We start from the raw sequence: 17,891 nt of genomic DNA, 5'->3' as shown, positions 1-17,891 counted from the left end.
AATGCGCGTTTTCCCGAATTCCACGCCAATTGGACGACACGGACGAAGATCATTCATCTCGATGTCACCGGAGGAGGACCCGCCGCAGGTGAGCACGAACTCGGGGCTCTCCCCACCGGAAGGTCTGGCGGCGCTGGCGGACGCACCGACGGTGACGCCGGTGGCCCGGTTCACGACGGAACGGCTGACCTGCTTCGCGAAGCTCGAGTACGCCAACGTGCACGGCAGCCTCAAGGACCGCCCCGCCCGCCAGGTGCTGCGCCGCGCCGCCGAACGCGGTGAGCTCACGCGGGCGAGCACGGTCGTCGAGTCGTCGTCGGGCAACTTCGCCGTCGCGCTGGCGTCGTTCTGCCGGGTGCTGGGCGTGCCGTTCATCCCGGTCATCGACTCGAACGTCAACGCCGCCACCGAAGCGCACCTGCGCCTGCTCTGCGCACGGATCGAGAAGATCGGCCCCGGAGTGGCCTCGCCGCTGGCGGCGCGACTGGCGCGGGTGCGCGAGCTGTGCGCGTCGCTCGCGGACGTCTACTGGCCCGACCAGTACACGAACCCGGACGCGGTACGGGCTCACTACGCGGGCACCGGCGCCGAACTGAGCCGCCTCCCCGACCGGCTCGACCACGTGTTCGTCGGCGTCGGCAGCGGAGCGACGATCGCGGGCGTCTCCCAGCGGCTCAAGGAGGACTCGCCGCGCACCCGCGTGGTCGCGGTCGACGTCCAGGGGTCGACCATCTTCGGCGGCCCGCCATCCGACCGGCACATACCCGGCATCGGCTCCAGCATGTCGCTGCCCCTGCTCGCCGACGCCGTCGTCGACGACGTCGTCGTGGTGTCCGAAGTGGACACCGTGCGGGGATGCCGGGACCTCTTGCGCGAACAGGGCATCTTCGCGGGTGGCTCGTCAGGCAGCGCGTACGCGGCGATCAGCCGCTACTTCGACGACTACCGCGGCCCCCACCAGAACGTCGCGTTCCTGTGCGCGGACCGGGGCAGCGCGTACGCGGACACCGTGTACGACCCGAGGTGGGTCCGGGAAGTCCTGGGATGACCCGACTCGCAGCGGAGGGGTGAGGTGGATGCGCGTCCCGTCGTTCTCGGTGGTGACCGGCTCGCAGGTGGCGGAAGTGCTCGACGGGCAGGAGCACCGCGTCGTCGACGTCGTCGAGGCCGCGTACCGCCTGCACGGCGAGGGGCGCACGGTGAACCCGCCGTCCTACTTCCTGCGGTTCCCCGACCAGCCGTCGAACCGCATCATCGCGTTGCCCGCCTCGCTCGGCGGGGACCACGCGGTGCACGGCCTGAAGTGGATCTCCAGCTTCCCGCACAACGTCGAGCACGACGTGCCCCGCGCGTCGGCCGTGCTGCTGCTCAACGACGCGCGGAGCGGATACCCGTTCGCCTGCGTGGAGAGCTCCATCATCAGCGCCACCCGCACCGCGGCGTCCGCGGCGCTCGCCGCGACCGTGCTGACCCGCGGCCGACCGCGACCGCGGCGGGTGGGTTTCGTGGGCACCGGGCTCATCGCGCGGTACGTCCACCGCTACCTGCTCGCCACCGGTTGGTCGTTCGAGGAGATCGGCCTGCACGACATCCGCGCCGCGCACCTGGCGGGTTTCCGCGATCACCTCCGCGAGGTCGACGACACGCCGGTGGTGGCGCACCCGTCGGCACCGGACCTGATGAGGTCCTGCGACCTCGTCGTGTTCGCCACCGTCGCGCCCGAACCGCACGTGTCGGATCCGACCTGCCTGACGCACAACCCGGTCGTGCTGCACGTGTCCCTGCGCGACCTGTCCCCCGCGCTGGTCCTGGCCGCCACCAACATCGTCGACGACGTCGACCACTGCCTGCGGGCCCGCACGTCCGTGCACTTGGCCGAACTGGCGACCGGCGACCGCTCCTTCGTGCACGGCACGCTCCACGACGTGCTGGAGGGCCGCGTCACGCCACCGACCGACACCCCTCTCGTCTTCTCCCCGTTCGGTCTCGGCGTGCTCGACCTGGCGCTGGGTGTGCACGTGTACCAGGAGTTGGCCGCACGGGGAGCGCTGGTCGAGGTGCCGGGGTTCTTCCACGAACTGAACCGCTACGGACCGGCCCAGAGGTCGCCGACGTCCACGGACCACCGGGAGTGAGGTCGCAGGCAGGGGACCACCTCATCGCAACCGTGGCCACGACGACGCGGAGCGCCAACGACTGGTGGTGGGCGGCGCGTCACACCGGTCGTCGCGCTCCGGCACGAGGTGACGCCGTCTCACGCGTTTCGACGAACGCACCGGACACGCGACAGAGCCACGCCAGGTTGACCGCGAGATCGACGACCGCGCCATGTACGCCAAGCAGCCCGTGGTGCTCAGCGCGATGACCACGACGATGGGTGAGATCAGGTGGCTCGGCCCCGCCGGGTCAGGGCGGCGGCGAAGCGAGAGTCCACGTGGAACGCGGGCCGGCCCTGCCGGGTGGCGGACGCGCCGGGGAAGTGGGCGGTCAAGACTTCTCCGGCGAGGTAACCCGTGACGGCCGGGTGCCCTTGAGCCCGTTGCGGTCCTCACTCGCCCCGCGTCGCCGAGTTCAGTTCTCCAGCAGCTTGTGGACGTACCACCGCAGGAGCCGTTGCTCACGCGGCAGGTCGTAGCGCTGCGGTTCCACGGCCGCGCACAGGTGCAGGCCGTTGATCATCGCCAGCACGTACGCCGCTTGGTCGTCGACGTCTTCCTCGGCCACGTGCCCCTGTCCGGCGAGTGTCGACAGCCAGCGGTGCACGGCGGCGGTCGACGCCTCGTGAGCGGCGTGCAGGACGTTGCGAAGACCGAGTGGGGCGTCCGGGGCCAAAGCTGTGCAGTAGAGGTCGAACCAGTTGCTCCTCGAAGAACTCTCGTGGCCGGGTTCCGGCAGGAACTGCTCGAGGCAGTCGTAGAGACGCGCGGCCGGGTCCTTCGCGTCGTCGTCGATCTCCAGGTCGCCGAGGATTGAGGTGATCAACTCGGTGGTCACGGCGCGGTGGAGGTCGACCTGCGAGGGGAAGTAGTGGCGCAGGGTGGTTGCGCCGATGCCAGCCTCGCGCGCGACTCCCCGGACGCTGAGGGCGCCGAAGCCACTTCTGCGAGCCAGCCGGAGCGCGGCTTGGATCAGCTCTTCCCGTGCGGTCACGTTCCCCAGCGTACCGGCACGATATCGCTCCGCGTACCGGTACATTTGCCCAAAACTGTACCGGTACGTATTCTCCTTTCGTACTAGTCGAGTCGAGGGAGTCGCCATGACGGAACCACTGCTCGAGCCAACGGCAACGCGTCCCACGCATCCGGGCTGGCCCGAGGTGCTCGCGGCCGCCGTCACGTACGCGCTGGTCTACCTGGCCGGTCCGCCTCTGGTCGATCGACTCGTGGGCGACTCCGCGGTGGCGTCCGGGTTGACCTACGCCGCCCTGTCCGGGGTGATGGGCCTGCTGGCGTTCGCCGCCGCGTTCATGATCCGGATCCGTGAGTGGCCGGTGTTCGGCGTTCGTGCCGCGCCCGCGCGCTGGTTGTTGATCGCGGTGGGCCTGGGAGTGGGTGCGGTCGTGCTCTCGCAGATCGCCTCCGTGACCGTGATCGCGTTGCTGGGAGACCGCGCCGCTGACGTGCAGGAGGAATACCGGGAGGCAGCGTCCGCCGGACCGGTCGCACTGGTCCTGCAACTGCTGTTCCTCGCCGTGCTCACGCCGCTGGGCGAGGAACTCGCCTTCCGCTCGGTCCTGACCAACGCGCTGTCGCGGTACGGCGCGTGGGTCAGCGGTGTGGTCAGCACGCTCGTCTTCGCCGCGGTCCACGGCCTGAACCTGACGCTGGTACCCGCGATCGTCGTGGGTGGCATCAACGCGTACCTGTTCCTGCGCACCAGGTCGGTGTGGCCCGGCGTGATCGTCCACGCCGTCAACAACGGCGCCAGCACTGTCCTCGCGAGTCTCGTCGTCGTCGCGTCCTAGGAGTTCGCGTGGACGGAGTCGAGGCTCGCGCACGCCACCACGCCCGGTCCAGACCTGAGGAGAAGCGATGGCCCACACCCGCGGACACCGCGAAGGCGACGCACAGATCGCGCCGGGAAAGTCGGACGAACCAGCCCGCAACGGGCCGGCACGGAGTTCCAGGCGGGGACGCACCCGCGGTCCTGACGAGGTCGACGCCGCGAGAAGGCAATGGCGGGAACTGAGGCCGTGGGGTAGTCCGATGGCGCGGGCGGACAAGGTCCTGGTCGGCGTGATGGCGGCCATGATCGCCGTGTGGTTGATCTCCCTGCCGCTGCGCCCGTTCTTCCTGGGCTCGCACCCGGTCGCGACCGCGGCGGTGACGGGGAGTTCGTCGGCGGTGGGCGCCGGTGCCGCGTTCGCGCGGATCGGGCAAGCGGACCTGTGGCTGGTCGTCGCCGCCGGGATCATCGGGCGGATCAAGTTCGACTGGCTCTACTGGTGGGCGGGACGCCGCTGGGGCGAGAAGGGGGTGCGATTCTTCGTACCGACCGAGCGGGCGGGACGACTCGTCCCGCGACTGCGTTCCTGGCCGGCCTGGAGGAAGATCGCGCTGGTCGCCGCCGCCTCGGTGCCCGGCGTGCCCGCGGTCCTCGCTTTCCTGCTCTCGGGGCTGACAGGGATGTCGCTCCTGACGTTCCTGGTGGCGGACGTGCTCGGCGCCGGTCTCGTGGTCGGCTTGATCGCGGGCCTGGGCTACGGGCTCGGCCAAGAGGCCGTCGACGTGGTCCTGCTGGTCGATCTCTACGCGCTGTGGATAACCCTGGCGTTCGCCGTCGTGATCGCGGTGCAGGCAGGCCGTGCCCAGGTCGCACGCCAGAAGGAACAGCGTTCCGCCTAGGACCGCACTGTGGCACGAGGTCGAACGGGGTGGACAAGCGACCGGTGCCAGTTCGACCTCGCTACGTCTCCCCCTGAACGATCTTGCTGTGTGTGGACCCGGCAAGCCTCGACGCCTTGGCCCGCTGGACGGCCCGAACAGGAACAGATCTACGATTGGGCCATTCGGACTAGCGGAAGTGCTGACGTGACCATGTGGACGGGCAAAGCGCATCCGGCTCACGCCGCCGGGAGTGCGGCAAGAGCGCCATCGATCGATGATCTGCTGAAGCGGGTGGCACTCGGCGACAGACGCGCGTTCGACGCCCTCTACCAAGCGGGTGCCACCAAGGTCCACAGCGTGATCCGCCACGTCGTCGACGACGGTGCCGTGGCCGAGGAGGTGGCGTTCGACGTCTGGCTCCAGGTGTGGAGGAGCGCCCCGAACCAGGAGGCGGCACGGGGTGGAGCGATGGGCTGGCTGCTGATCACGGCTCACCGCAACGCGATCGCCCGTCTTCGCTCCTCGCCCGTCCCTGAGCTGCCGGGGGCCGCGGCTGCCCTTGCGGCGCTCCGCGCCTCACCACGCGCCGCCACACCGGCGGAAGACCAGTGGCGAGCTGTGTCGATGGCCTACGGCGGCAGGACTCGTGAAGAGATCGGTGCGGTCCTGGGAGTAGAGCGGGGCACCGTGCCGCGGTTGCTGAGGGACGGGGTGAAGCAGGCTCGGGGATCGTTCGACACGATGACCTGACCCGGAGTGCCGGACTGGGCAAACCGGGTCAGGTCACTGGGAACGCGGTTCCGGATCCCGATGGACACCGAGGTTGCGCAGGGTGGGGTTCACGGTGGCGAAGATCGTCAGCAGGGCGACTCCTCCCGTGCAGGTGAGAATGGCTTGAGTCGGGGTGAGCAGTTCCACCAGGGCTCCGCCGACCGCTGGTCCGGCGATCGCGGCGATGCCGAGGGCCACGCCCATGACACTGCTCAGTCGGCCGCGTAGTTCATCCGGTGTGAGCAGCAGCTGGTAGGTGGTGATGGTGGTGTTCGCGGTGGGTGCCAGGAACGCCGCGGCCGCGAACAGCACCCCGGTCGGGATCCCGGCGTCCACGACGAGCGCCAACGGGATCAAGCCGGTGATCACCCAGAAGACACCGACGATGGACGTGTGCGGGCGAAGCGCTCGGTGCAGACGCGGGGCCGCGAGCGCGCCCAGGATGCCGCCGCCTCCGAGCATGGCGCCCATGATGCCGATGTGGCCCGGCGACACGCCCTGCTGGTGCGCGAGTGCGATCATCAGCAGGTAGAAGGCCTGGAAGAAGAGGTTGAGTCCGACCGCGCAGATGGCGACCACGCGCACCACGGGTTGCTTCCACACCCACCGCAGTCCCTCCCCCACCTCGAGGTGGAAACGACTGGCTTGTGCGCGTCGCCGTTCCCGAGCGGGAATGCGGACGAACAGCAACGACACGAACGTCGCCACGTGCGATATCGCCTCCACCGCGAACGGCAGCCACCGACCGAGGCCGAACAGCAAGCCGCCGATCGCGGTGCCCGAGAGTTGTCCCAGGTAGCCACGCGCCGCGTTCATGGCCACCGCGTCGGAGAGCTGGTGCTCGGGCACGATCGTGGGCAGTGCGGCGTCTTCGGCCGGTTCGGACAGCGCCCGGCAGACACCCAGGACGATGACGGCCGCCACCACGTGCTGCACGCCCACCAGGTTCCACCAGAGGCCGACCACGAGGAACCCTATGGTCACCGCCTGCACTGCTTCGCAGACGAGCATCACAGTTCTGCGGTTCCACCGGTCGACCAGGGCTCCGGCGGGCAGTCCGACGACCAGTTGGGCGGCGGCGCTGGCGCCCAGTACGAGACCGGAGGCCGTCGCGGAGCCGGTCAGCACCAACACCAGCAGCGGGAGTGCGATGGTCGAGGCGCTGGCGCCCGCCTCGGACAGCGCTTGGCCGACCCACAGCAGTCGGTAGTCGCGGTTGCGTGAGAGCGAGGTGGTCATCGTCGGCCCCGGCAATCCGCGGCGATGCCGCGCAGGGCGTCGACGAAGTCCTGTGCGATCCGCTGCACGGTGGCGGTGTCGTGCCGGTCGGGTTGGTAGTACCAGGTGAAGCGGAGTTCACCTGACGAGACGCCGCCCACCACCTCCAGCAGGTGCGGTCCGCGGTCTGTCGGGTCGCTGTCCTGCCCGACGGGGTCGTGAACCGCCCGATAGAGGCCGCCGGTGGTGTTGTCGGTGGTGCTGCCGGACTGGCCCAGGTAGTTGAACACCACCTGTGGTCCCGGCCCGGCGAGGCGGCGTCGCGCTTCGGAGGAGCCCAGGTGGCGCAACGCCCCGAATCCGAATCCGTTGCCGGGAACGGTGCGCAATTGCCTGCGCACGGTTTTCACCAGGTCCCGCCAGCGGGGTTGGTCGTCGTCGGGCAGGGTGATCGCGACCGGGTAGAGGGTGGTGAACCAGCCGACCGTGCGGGACAGGTCGGCGTCCAGGACGTCCTCCCGGCCGTGGCCCTCCATGTCCAGCGACACGGTTGGCTGTCCGGTGAAGTGGGACAGGGCGCGGGCGAGTGCGGCGAGCAGGACGTCGTTGACCCGTGTGCGGTAGGCGGTGGGGGCTTGGTGCAGCAGTGCGTCGGTGTCCTCGGCGCCCAAGACCACGTGCACGGTGGCGCCCGGGGTGCCCGGCACCGGCTGGTCGTGGTCCACGGGCAGGGGTTCGGCCTTGAGCGCGGAAGCCCAGTGGTCCAGTTCGTGGTCCAAGCCGCCTTGGGCGGTGTGCCGCCTCAGGCTCTTGGCCCACTGCTGGAACGACGTGGACTTGGCGCCCAGGTCCACGGCCTCGCCGCGCGCGGCCTGCCGGTAGGCGGTGTCGAGGTCGTCGAGCAGGATCCGCCACGACACGCCGTCCATGACGAGGTGGTGCACGGTCAGGAACAGCAGGGGTGAGGGCATGGCCTCGGAGTCGAACAGCACCGCCTTGACCAAGGGTCCCGCTGTGAGGTCGAGGCTCGCGTGCGCTTGGTCGGCGACTTGCACCACGCGGGCGTGGCGCTGCTCCTGGTCAAGCCCGGTGAGGTCGTGCCGCTGCGGTGGGGTGGCCTGCCGCACCGGGGTGTTGTGCTGGCGCCACTGGCCGTCCACCTGGTCGAAGCGCATCCGCAACGCGTCGTGGTGGGCCAGGACGGCGGCCCAGGCGCGGTCCAGCGCGAGCTGGTCGGTTTCCGCGGCCAGTTCCAGCAGCATCGACTGGTTGAAGTGGTGCGGAGCGACCGTGCGGGTGTCGAAGAACCACTGCTGGATCGGGGTGAGAGGAACGTCGCCGACCACCTCGGCGGTGTCCTCGGGCCGCGAGTCGACCGCAGTGACGACTGGGGCGAGGGATTCGATCGTCTGGTGGCGGAACAGTGCCTTGGTGGTCAGGGCCAGGCCTGCTTTCCGTGCACGGGAGACGACCTGGATGACCAGGATGGAGTCGCCGCCCAGGTCGAAGAAGTTGTCGCGCACCCCCACCCGGTCGGCGCCCAGCACGCTGGCCCACACGTCGGCGAGCGTGCTCTCCACCGGGGAGCGAGGGGGCACGTGGCGCGACTCGTCGTCGGAGGTCGGTTCCGGTTCGGGGAGCGCCGTACGGTCGAGTTTGCCGTTGGACGTGACCGGCAGGGCGGACAGCGCCACGAACGCGGAAGGCACCATGTAGGCGGGCAAGGTCCTGCTCAGCGACTCGCGGAGTTCGGCGGCCCCCGGTTCGGTCCCCGTTGCCGCGACGACGTAGGCGACCAGACGGGTGTGGCCTTGTCCGGTGTCCCTGGCCACGACCGCGGCCTCGGTGACACCGGGGTGCTGGAGCAGCGCGGACTCGATCTCGCCGGGTTCGATGCGGTACCCGCGGACCTTGATCTGGTCGTCGATGCGTCCGAGGTAGTCGAGCGTGCCGTCCGGGCGGCGGCGGACCAGGTCCCCGGAGCGGTACATCCGCTCCCCTGGTGCGCCGAACGGGCATGCCACGAAGCGGGACGCGGTCAGTCCGGGCCGGTTCAGGTAACCCCTGGCGAGCCCGTCGCCCGCGATGCACAGCTCGCCGGGCACCCCGATGGGCACCGGTCGCAACTGGTCGTCCACGACGTGGAGGCGGGTGTTCCAGACGGGTCGGCCGATCGGCACCGGGCCCGTGCCGAGTGGTTCGCCGGGGTGGACCCGGTGCTCCACGCAGCCGACGGTCGCCTCGGTCGGGCCGTATTCGTTGATCACGGTGGCGGTCGGGTTCGCACGTCGCCATTCGGCGATCACCTCGCCCAGCAACTGCTCGCCGCCGACGACCAGGTCGCCTGTGGGCGACAGCTCTGCGGGGACCGTGCCCAGCAGGGGTAGGTGGCTGGGCGTGGCTTTGAGGAACGTCGTCTGCTCCCCTGGTGCCGCGTCCTCGTCCAGGTCGGCGACCACGACGCGGCCGCCGACCAGCAGCGGCCCGAACAGGGTGGTGATCGTGAGGTCGAAGGACACCGGTGAGTGCAGCACGGCCGCGCCGCGCAGGCCGGGGTAGGCCTCGCACGCCCAGGCCAGGTAGTTCACCACCGAGCGGTGTTCGACCACGACCCCCTTGGGACGGCCGGTGGAGCCGGAGGTGTAGATCACGTAGGCCGGGTCCCGCGGGGTCAGCGGTCGTAGCCGGTCGCTGTCGGTGGGGTCGTCGTGGGAGTAGGCCTCGTCCGAGCGCACCGAGGCCGAGTCGTCGAGGACCAGGACCGGCCGGGCATCCTGCAGCACGAACGCGATCCGGTCGGCCGGGTGGTCGGGCTCGATCGGGACGTACGCCGCGCCTGTCTTGAGCACGGCCAGCACCGCGACGACCAGGTCCGCCGAACGCGGGAGCCGGATCGCGACGTAGCGGTCCGGTCCGACGCCTTGGGAGATCAGTCGGTGTGCCAGGCGGTTGGCGCGGGCGTTGAGCTGGGCGTAGGTCAACGACACGGCACCGTCGACCAGTGCGGTCGCGTGGGGTGTGCGAGCGGTTTGTGTTTGGACGAGGCCGGTGACCGTGGTGTCGGGGACGGGGTGGCTGGTGTCGTTGCCCGCGTGCAGGACGTGCCGCTGCTCATCGGAGGTCATCAGTCGCAGGGCGGCGATCGGCTGGTCGGGGTCGGTGACGATGTCGTCCAGCAGGACTGCCAGGTGTCCGGTCATCCGCTCGATGGTGGCGGCGTCGAACAGGTCGGTGTTGTAGTTGATCGCGCCGTGCAGTGCGTCGTGGGCCTCCTGGAACTCCACGGTGAGGTCGAAGTTGGCCGCCACCACCGGAAGCGGCAGGTCCTCGACCTGCAGGCCGGGCAGTTGCGGTGCCTGCTCGGGAGCGTTCTGGAGGATCACCATCGCCTGGAACAGCGGGGTGCGGCTGGTGTCGCGGTCGGGCCGCAGTTCTTCCACCACGCGTTCGAAAGGCACGTCCTGGTGCGCGAACGCGTCCAAGGCGGTCGTGCGCACGTCGCCGAGGAAGTCGCGGAACGTGCGCGCTTGGTCCACTGTGGACCGCAATACGAGGGTGTTGACGAAGAACCCGACCAGGCCGTCCAGTTCGGCTCGTTCACGGCCGGAGGCGACGGTGCCCACAGTGATGTCGTCCTGTCGGGACCAGCGGGCGAACAGCACCTGGCAGGCGGCGACGAGCGCCATGAACAGGGTGCTGTCCTGTTGCCGTGCCACGGTTTTCAGCGCGTCGGCCGTGTCGACGGGCAGGCTGAAAACGTGCACGGCGCCGCGGTTGGTGCGCACGGCGGGTCGCGGCCGGTCGGTCGGCAACTCCAGCGGGGCGACTCCGGCGAGCCGGTCCCGCCAATGTGCGAGCTGATCGTCCAGTCGAGGTCCGGTCAGGCGTTCCCGCTGCCACGTCGCGTAGTCGGCGTACCGCACGGGAAGGTCGGGCAGTGTGCCGTCCGCGTCGGATGTCAGTGCGCGGTAGAGGGTGCTCAACTCGCCGGTGAGCACGCCGTTGGACCAGCCGTCGGTGATGATGTGGTGCATCGCCAGCAGCAGCACGTGGTCGTCGTCGGCCAGGCGCAGCAGCGATGGGCGCAGCAGTGGGCCGCGTCCGAGATCGAAGGGTCGGGTGCTTTCCCGAGCCAGCACGTCGACCAATTCGTCCTCGCCGCCGAGGACCGGGAGCACCGGGACCTCCACGGGGTGAGGCGGGTTCACGATCTGCGCGCCGTGCCCGTCCACGGTCTGGAAGGTGGTGCGCAGGGATTCGTGCCGGGCGACCAGGGTGCTCAACGCCGTGGTCAGCGCGTCGACGTCGAGGTGTCCGCGCAGTCGCAGGATGGACGGCGAGAGGTAGTCGGTGCTCTCTGGCTCGAACTGGTCGAGGAACCACAGCCGCTGCTGCGCGAACGACAACGGCAGCACGCCGTCGCGTGTCGTGCGCGGGATGACGTCGTCGTGCACGCCCGTGTGGGCGGCCACGGCCTCAATCAGCCGGGCGACTGTCGGCGAGCTGAACAGCACGCGCGGCGACAGGGACGCGTCCAGTTCTTCGCGCAGCCGGGACACCACCCGGATGCTCAGGATCGAGTCGCCGCCCAGGTCGAAGAAGTTGTCGTCGAGCCCAACGCGGGACGCGCCCAGCACGTCGGCCCAGATGCGGCAGACGCGGTCCTCCAGGGGTGTGCGCGGAGCTCGGTAGACCGAGGCCTCCGCGCGGACGTCCGGTTCGGGCAGGGCGCGGCGGTCGACCTTTCCGTTGGAGGTCATCGGGATCGCGTCGAGGACCACGAACGCCGAGGGGACCATGTAGTCGGGCAGGCGGGCGGCCGACCACGACCTGAGGTCCGTCGGGTGCGACTCGGCGGAGACGATATAGGCGACGAGGCGCTTGTGGTCATCGTCCTGCCGCGCGACCACGACGGCCTCGCGGACGTCGGGGTGTCGGGTCAGGACGGTCTCGACCTCACCGGGTTCGATCCGGAACCCGCGGATCTTGACCTGCTCGTCGGTGCGTCCGAGGTACTCCACGCTGCCGTTCGGTAGCCACCGTGCCCGGTCCCCCGTGCGGTACATGCGCTCACCGGGCACACCGAACGGGTTGGCCAGGAACCGGTCCGCTGTCAACCCCGCGCGACCCAGATACCCGCGCGCCAGCTGGATGCCGGCCAGGAACAACTCTCCCGGAACGCCGACCGGAACCGGACGCAGCAGTTGGTCGAGCACGTAGGCCGACACGTTGCGCAGCGGACCACCGATCGTGATGGGCGAGTCGGGAGCGATGCGACCGGACAGTGCGTCCACGGTGGACTCCGTCGGTCCGTAGAAGTTGTGGACGGCGGTGTCGGGGGCGGCCGCCAGTCGCCGCCACAGCGACTCGCCGATCGCCTCGCCGCCGAGCATGAGCACCTTCGGCCGGTGTTCGCCGTCCAGCAGTCCGGTGTCCAGTAGTTGTTGCGCATAGGTGGGGGTCAGGTCCAGGAAGTCGATCCGCCGATCCACGACGTAACCGACCAGCGCCGGTGGGTCGAGACGCACGTCGTCTTCCAGCACGTGCAACTCGTGGCCGTCGACCAGCAGGACGATGCCTTCCAGGGAGGTGTCGAAGGAGAACACCGCCGACAACGCCACCCGCAGACGTCCACCACCCGCGGCGGCGACGAAATCCTCCCGGTGGTTGATCACGAGGTTCACCAGACTGCGGTGCCCGATGAGCACTCCCTTGGGCTGTCCGGTGGAGCCGGAGGTGTAGATCACGTACGCGGCGTGGCCAGGACTTGACGGCGCCAATCGCTCCGCGTCGGTGAGATCCGCGGAACTGGCGTTGGCGGTGTCCGACGAGGCGAGCAGGGCGTCGGTCACGACCAGCACCGGGTTCGCGTCGTGCAGCAGGAAGTCGATCCGGTCCGCGGGCAACTCCGGGTCGACCGGCAGGTACACCCCACCGGCTTTCCACACCGCCAGCAGCGCCACCACGAACTCCGCCGACCGCGGCAACGCCAGCGCGACGATCTTCTCGGGGCCGACTCCGGCCGCTACGAAGGTCCGAGCCAGCCGGTTGGCCCGCGCGTTGAGTTCGGCGAAGGTCAACGACCGGTCACCCACCACCAGCGCGGTGGCCTCCGGCGTCCGATGCACCTGGGTCTGGAACATCTCGACGATGGTGGTGTCCGGCACGTCGCCGGTGGTGGTGTTCCACTGCTTGGTCACCTGACGGTGTTCGTCGTCGGTCATCCAGGGCAGCGCCGCGACGGCCCGGTCGGGGTCGGTGGCGATCTCCTCGAGCAGCACCACGAGGTGTGCGGCGAGTTGGTCGATGGTGCCGGGGTCGAACAGGCGGGGGTCGTAGTCCAGTTCCAGGCGCAGCCGGTCACCGAGGTTGGCGCTGAGGGTCAGGGGGAAGCTTGTGCTGTCGGCGCCGTCCACCTCGAGGACCCGGACGCCCTGTTGGGCGTTGACCAGTTCGTCCACCGGGTAGTTCTCGAACACCACGACGCTGTCGAACAACGTCGCCCCAGGGGGCACGTCGCTCCAGGACCGCAGCTCCGCCAACGACACGAAGTCGAACCGCCGCGACTCGGTCTGTGCGGCCTGCAACCGCTGGAGCCACGGCACCAGGCCGATGCGGTCGTCGATGCTCACCCGTGTGGGAACGGTGTTGATGAACAGGCCGACCATCGAGGCGACGCCCGGTAGCTCGGCTGGGCGGCCGGACACGGTCGTGCCGAACACGACGTCGGACTCGCCGCTGTAGCGGGACAACAGCAGCGCCCACGCCCCCTGCACCACGGTGTTGGCCGTCAACCCCGCGGTGCGGGCGACGCGGTGCAGGTCGGCCGAGCGTTGCGGGGTCAGTTCCGCGTGGACGGACGCGCTGGATTCCGCGCGGTGGGCCTCGAGGGGTGGTCGGTCCCAGGGCAGCGGTGTCGGGGACTCGACGCCCGTGAGAACCTGCCGCCAGTGCTGTTCGGCTTGTGCCGTGTCCTGATCGGCCAGCCACCGCAGGTAGTCGCGGAAGGGTCGGCGCGGCGGGAGTTGAGGGGTGCGCGCGTCGGCGAGCGCGTTGTACTGCTCGCACACCTCGGCCAGCACTTGGGCGAGGCTCCACCCGTCCATCAGGACGTGGTGGGCGGTCCAGAAGAGGGTGACGTCCTCGTCGGTGAGCCGGGCGATGGCCAGGCGCAGCAGCGGTGGTCGGGTCAGGTCCAGGTCGTCGTTCTCGGCGATGATCCGCTGGTGGGCGGTTTCCTGTTCCCGTGGGTCGAGGTGGCGCCAGTCGTGGTGGTCGATCGGCGTGGTCACGAGCCGGTGCACCACCTGCACGGGCTCCTCCACTCCCTCCCACACGATGCCGCTGCGCAGCACCGGGGTGCGGTCGACCACGTGGCGGCATGCCTCGGCGAGGGTGAGCGGGTCGGATACCCCGGTCAGCTTCAGCCGGAACCGGTTGACGTACGCGGTGGAGGTGTCGTCCACCAGTGAGTGGAACAGCATGCCCGTCTGCAGCGGGGTCAGCGGGTACACGTCCTCCACTGACCGGCCGTCGCCGACCAGGCGATCCACCACCGCCTGCCCCAACCGCGCCAACGGGAAGTCCGACGGCGTACGACCACCGGCCTCCGGCGACACGCAATGCGCCACGATCTCCCGCAACGCCCGCAACGCGGACTCCGCCACCGCCCGCACCGTCGACTCCTCGTGCACCCGCTCGGAGTAGTACCAGGACAGGGTCAGGTGCCCGTCCTCGATGCCGCCGACGACGTCGAGGAGGAACGCGCGGGTGCTGTCGTCGTGCTCGTTCGCGGCGGGGCTGTCGAGCCGCGTCCGGACGAGGCCCTTCTCATCGGTGTCCGCCACGTCCCATCGGCCGTGGTAGTTGAAGCTGACCGGCGGCAGCCCGATCCCCCCGAGGACGGCCGCGCCCTGCGGGCTGAGCTGCCGCAGGGCTTCGAAGCCGAAGCCTCGGCGCGGCACGGCCCGCAGCTGCTCCTTCACCGACTTGAGCACCTCGCCCCAGTCGCCGTCGGGCATGGTCAGTGCGACCGGGTACTGGGAGGTGAACCAGCCGACCGTGCGGGAGAGGTCGACGTCGTCGAGCACGTCCTCGCGGCCGTGTCCTTCCATGGTCACCGCGACGCGGTCGCGGCCCGTCCACTCCGCCAGCGCACTGCCCACAGCGCTGAGCAGCACGTCATTGGCCTGTGTGCGGTAGGCATCGGGAACTTGGTGAAGCAGCGCGTCGGTGTCGGCACGGCCCAGCCGCACGGTCACCGCGCGGGTCGAGCTCGCGGTGTTGGGTCCGTCGTGGTCGACCGGGAGGGCACCGGTCGAGGCGTCGACCGCGGAAGCCCAGTGTGCGAGTTCGTCGTCCAGCGCACCGGAGGTCACGTACTCGGAGAGCCGGTGCGCCCACTGGGTGAACCGGGTGCCGACCGGGTCGAGGTCTGCTCGTTCGCCCGCGGCTGCTCGGCGGTAGGCGATCTCCAGGTCGGCGAGCAGAACACGCCAGGACACGCCGTCCACGACCAGGTGGTGCACGGCCAAGAACAGCCGTGAGCGGCGGCCGGTGGTGAACAGCAGTGCGCGCAGCAGCGGCCCGGCGGTGATGTCCAGTTCGGTGTGAGCTGTCTCGATCGCTGCGGCCACGGTGTTCTCGCCGGCCTGCTCGTCGAGGGCGGACAGGTCGTGGTGCCGCAGGTGATCGCCGGGTCCGACGGGGGCGATGTCCTGCCACCACTGGTTGCCGACGCGGGTGAACCGGGTGCGCAGGCCCTCGTGGTGGGCGATGACGGCGTCCACGGCCTGAGACAACGCCACCGGGTCGACGTCCTCGGCCAGCTCCAGGTGCAGCGACATTGTGAAGCGGTGGGGGTTGTCGGGGTGGGAGTCGAGGTACCAGCGCTGAATCGGTGTCAGTGGTGCGGGTCCGGCGATCTCGGGACGGTGGGTGGCCTCGGGGACGCGAGTGCGCACGACGGTGGCCAGCTCGGCGATGCTCTGGTGGGTGAACACGTCCTTGGTGACCAGGTCCAGGCCCGCTTGGCGGGATCGGGAGACGATCTGGATGCTCAGGATCGAGTCTCCGCCCAAGCCGAAGAAGTTGTCGTGGACCCCGACCTGCTCGACGTGCAGCACCTCGGCCCAGATGCGGGCCAACTCCTGCTCCACGGGTGTGCTGGGTGGCACGTAGCCTTGGTCGACGCCGGTTCGCGCGTCGGGTGCGGGCAGCGCGAGGCGGTCGACCTTGCCGCTGTCGGTCGTGGGCAGCGCGTCCAGGACGACGAACAGCGCGGGCACCAGGTAGTCGGGCAGGTCGCGCTTGAGCCACGCCCGCAGGTCGTCAGCGGTGGGAGCGGCAGTGCCCGCGGGCACGACGTAGGCGACGAGCCGATGCGTGCCGGGCTCGTCCTCTCGAGCGACGACGACCGTCTCGGCGACGTCGGGGTGCCCGGCGAGAGCGGTTTGCACCTCCCCCGGTTCGATGCGGTAACCGCGGATCTTGATCTGGTCGTCGGTGCGTCCCCGGTATTCCAGCACGCCGTCGGCGGTCCACCGGACGATGTCGCCGGTGCGGTACAGGCGACTGCCGGGTGCCCCGAACGGGTTGGCGACGAACCGGTCCGCGGTCAGGCCAGGCCGGTTGAGGTAGCCGCGTGCCACCTGCGCGCCCGCCAGGTGCAGTTCGCCGAACACGCCGAGCGGGGTGGGTCGTCCCTCGGTGTCCAGCACGTAGGCGCGCAGGTTGCGGCCGGGGACGCCGATCGCCGGGAGTTCGCGGTCGGCGATCGGCGTCCACACCGAGTCGACGGTGCACTCGGTGGGCCCGTAGAGGTTGTAGCCGGTGACGCCGTCGGCGTCGGCGAGCGCGCGCCAGAGGGGTTCCCCGACGGCTTCGCCGCCCAGGGCCACGAGCGTCAGGTGGTGCCGTTGGTCGGTCAGCACCCCTTCCGGTAGCAATTGCTGGAAGTAGGTCGGGGTGCAGCTGAGGAAGTCGATCCGGTGCTCGACGAGGTGCTCGGCCATCGTGTGGGGGTCGAGCCGGACGTCGTCGGGGACCAGGTGCAGTTCGTGGCCCGCGGCCAGTAGCAGCAGCCCTTCCCAGGAAGCGTCGAAGGAGAACGCGGCGACGGCGATGCCGCGCAGCCTCGTCCCGGTCTCGGGCAGCAGGCGGGTGTGGTGGTCGACGACGAGGTTGGCGAGGTTGCGGTGCTCGACCACGACACCCTTGGGGCGTCCGGTGGAGCCGGAGGTGTAGATGACGTAGGCGGGGTTGTGCGGCCGAAGCGGAGCGGTCCGGTCGTCGTCGGACACGTCGGCGGCGGAGAGCCGGTCCACGGCGGCGCGTGTCGCGGGATCGTCGAGCACCAGGCGTGAGCGGCCCTCGGGCACGTTGCCGCCGTCGCCGGTGGTCACCACGAGCACCGGTTGCGCGTCCCGCAGCACGAACGCGATCCGCTCGGCGGGGTGGTGGGGGTCGACCGGCAGGTAAGCGCCTCCGGCCTTGAGCACCGCGAGGACGGCGAACACCAGTTCCGGTGACCGGGGCAGCGCCAACGCCACCACGGACTCGGGGCCGACACCGGCGGAGATCATCTGTCGGGCCAACCGGTTGGTGTGGCCGTTCACCTCGGCGAAGGTCCACGAGCGGTCGCCCGCGACCACGGCTGTCGCATCGGCTGTGCGTGCGGCCTGGTCCTCGAAGACCTGGTGGTAGGCCGGGGTAGGCCCGTCCAGGTCGGTGTCGTTCCCGTCGCGCAGCACGGTGCGCAGTTCGTCGTGGGTGAGCATCGGCAGGTCGGACACCGCGCGGTCGGCGTCGGAGGCCACGGCGTCGAGCAGCACGCCGACGTGGGCGACCATCCGCTCGGCCGTGGCGGCGTCGAACAGGGCGGTGTCGTAGGTCAGCACCGCTTCCAGCCGGTCGTCGACTTCCTGGAACTGAAAGGACACGTCGAAGCCCGCCGCCACCGACGGCGGGGGCAGTTCCTCGACTCGCAGGCCGGGCAGGCGAGGGCCGTCGTCCGGGACGTTCTGCAGGACGACCATCGCCTGGAACAGCGGGGTGCGGCTGGGGTCCCGCACGGGG

Annotated in this window: 8 protein-coding genes; 5 read left to right on the top strand and 3 right to left on the bottom strand. The window is 70.1% G+C overall.

Annotation, left to right across the window (positions count from 1 at the left end; all coding sequences use genetic code 11):
• Positions 1 to 61: 61 nt before the first annotated feature.
• A complete protein-coding gene (locus tag ACFWW9_RS32645; protein WP_390385923.1) occupies positions 62 to 1,048 on the top strand; it encodes a pyridoxal-phosphate dependent enzyme in 987 nt (328 codons plus the stop codon).
• 28 nt (positions 1,049 to 1,076) lie between these two features.
• Positions 1,077 to 2,135 carry a 2,3-diaminopropionate biosynthesis protein SbnB gene (gene sbnB, locus ACFWW9_RS32640; protein ID WP_390385921.1) on the top strand — a complete coding sequence of 353 codons (1,059 nt, stop codon included), beginning with the start codon at positions 1,077 to 1,079 and terminating at the stop codon, positions 2,133 to 2,135.
• Positions 2,136 to 2,571: 436 nt separating this feature from the next.
• Here the strand turns inward: sbnB and ACFWW9_RS32635 are convergent, their stop codons facing one another.
• Positions 2,572 to 3,150 carry a TetR/AcrR family transcriptional regulator gene (locus tag ACFWW9_RS32635; RefSeq protein WP_390385919.1) on the bottom strand — a complete coding sequence of 193 codons (579 nt, stop codon included), beginning with the start codon at positions 3,148 to 3,150 and terminating at the stop codon, positions 2,572 to 2,574.
• A gap of 106 nt (positions 3,151 to 3,256) precedes the next feature.
• Here ACFWW9_RS32635 and ACFWW9_RS32630 point away from each other — a divergent pair, with 106 nt between their 5' ends.
• The 3 genes from ACFWW9_RS32630 (at position 3,257) to ACFWW9_RS32620 (ending at position 5,576) form a co-directional block, all read left to right on the top strand.
• The gene (locus ACFWW9_RS32630; RefSeq protein ID WP_390385916.1) at positions 3,257 to 3,964 is read left to right on the top strand and encodes a CPBP family intramembrane glutamic endopeptidase; all 708 of its coding nucleotides are present in this window, start codon (positions 3,257 to 3,259) and stop codon (positions 3,962 to 3,964) included.
• A 241-nt stretch (positions 3,965 to 4,205) separates the two neighbouring features.
• Positions 4,206 to 4,844 (top strand): DedA family protein, encoded by a 639-nt coding sequence (locus ACFWW9_RS32625; RefSeq protein ID WP_390385914.1) that lies wholly within the window; start codon positions 4,206 to 4,208, stop codon positions 4,842 to 4,844.
• Between the two features lie 192 nt (positions 4,845 to 5,036).
• On the top strand, positions 5,037 to 5,576 hold the full coding sequence (locus ACFWW9_RS32620) for a sigma factor (protein ID WP_390385947.1): 540 nt from the start codon (positions 5,037 to 5,039) through the stop codon (positions 5,574 to 5,576).
• Positions 5,577 to 5,609: 33 nt separating this feature from the next.
• Here the strand turns inward: ACFWW9_RS32620 and ACFWW9_RS32615 are convergent, their stop codons facing one another.
• Entirely contained in the window at positions 5,610 to 6,836 is a 1,227-nt protein-coding gene (locus ACFWW9_RS32615; RefSeq protein WP_390385912.1) for an MFS transporter, read from the bottom strand.
• Positions 6,833 to 17,887: an amino acid adenylation domain-containing protein gene (locus ACFWW9_RS32610; protein WP_390385945.1), complete on the bottom strand. Its 11,055-nt coding sequence runs from the start codon at positions 17,885 to 17,887 to the stop codon at positions 6,833 to 6,835. The genes ACFWW9_RS32615 and ACFWW9_RS32610 overlap by 4 nt, the downstream gene beginning before the upstream one ends.
• Positions 17,888 to 17,891 lie beyond the last annotated feature (4 nt).

It is taken from the genome of Umezawaea sp. NPDC059074 (assembly GCF_042738955.1).
Classification (GTDB): domain Bacteria; phylum Actinomycetota; class Actinomycetes; order Mycobacteriales; family Pseudonocardiaceae; genus Umezawaea.
The sequence above is the reverse complement of the archived record's forward strand: the minus strand, read 5'-3'. Positions and strand labels throughout refer to the sequence as shown.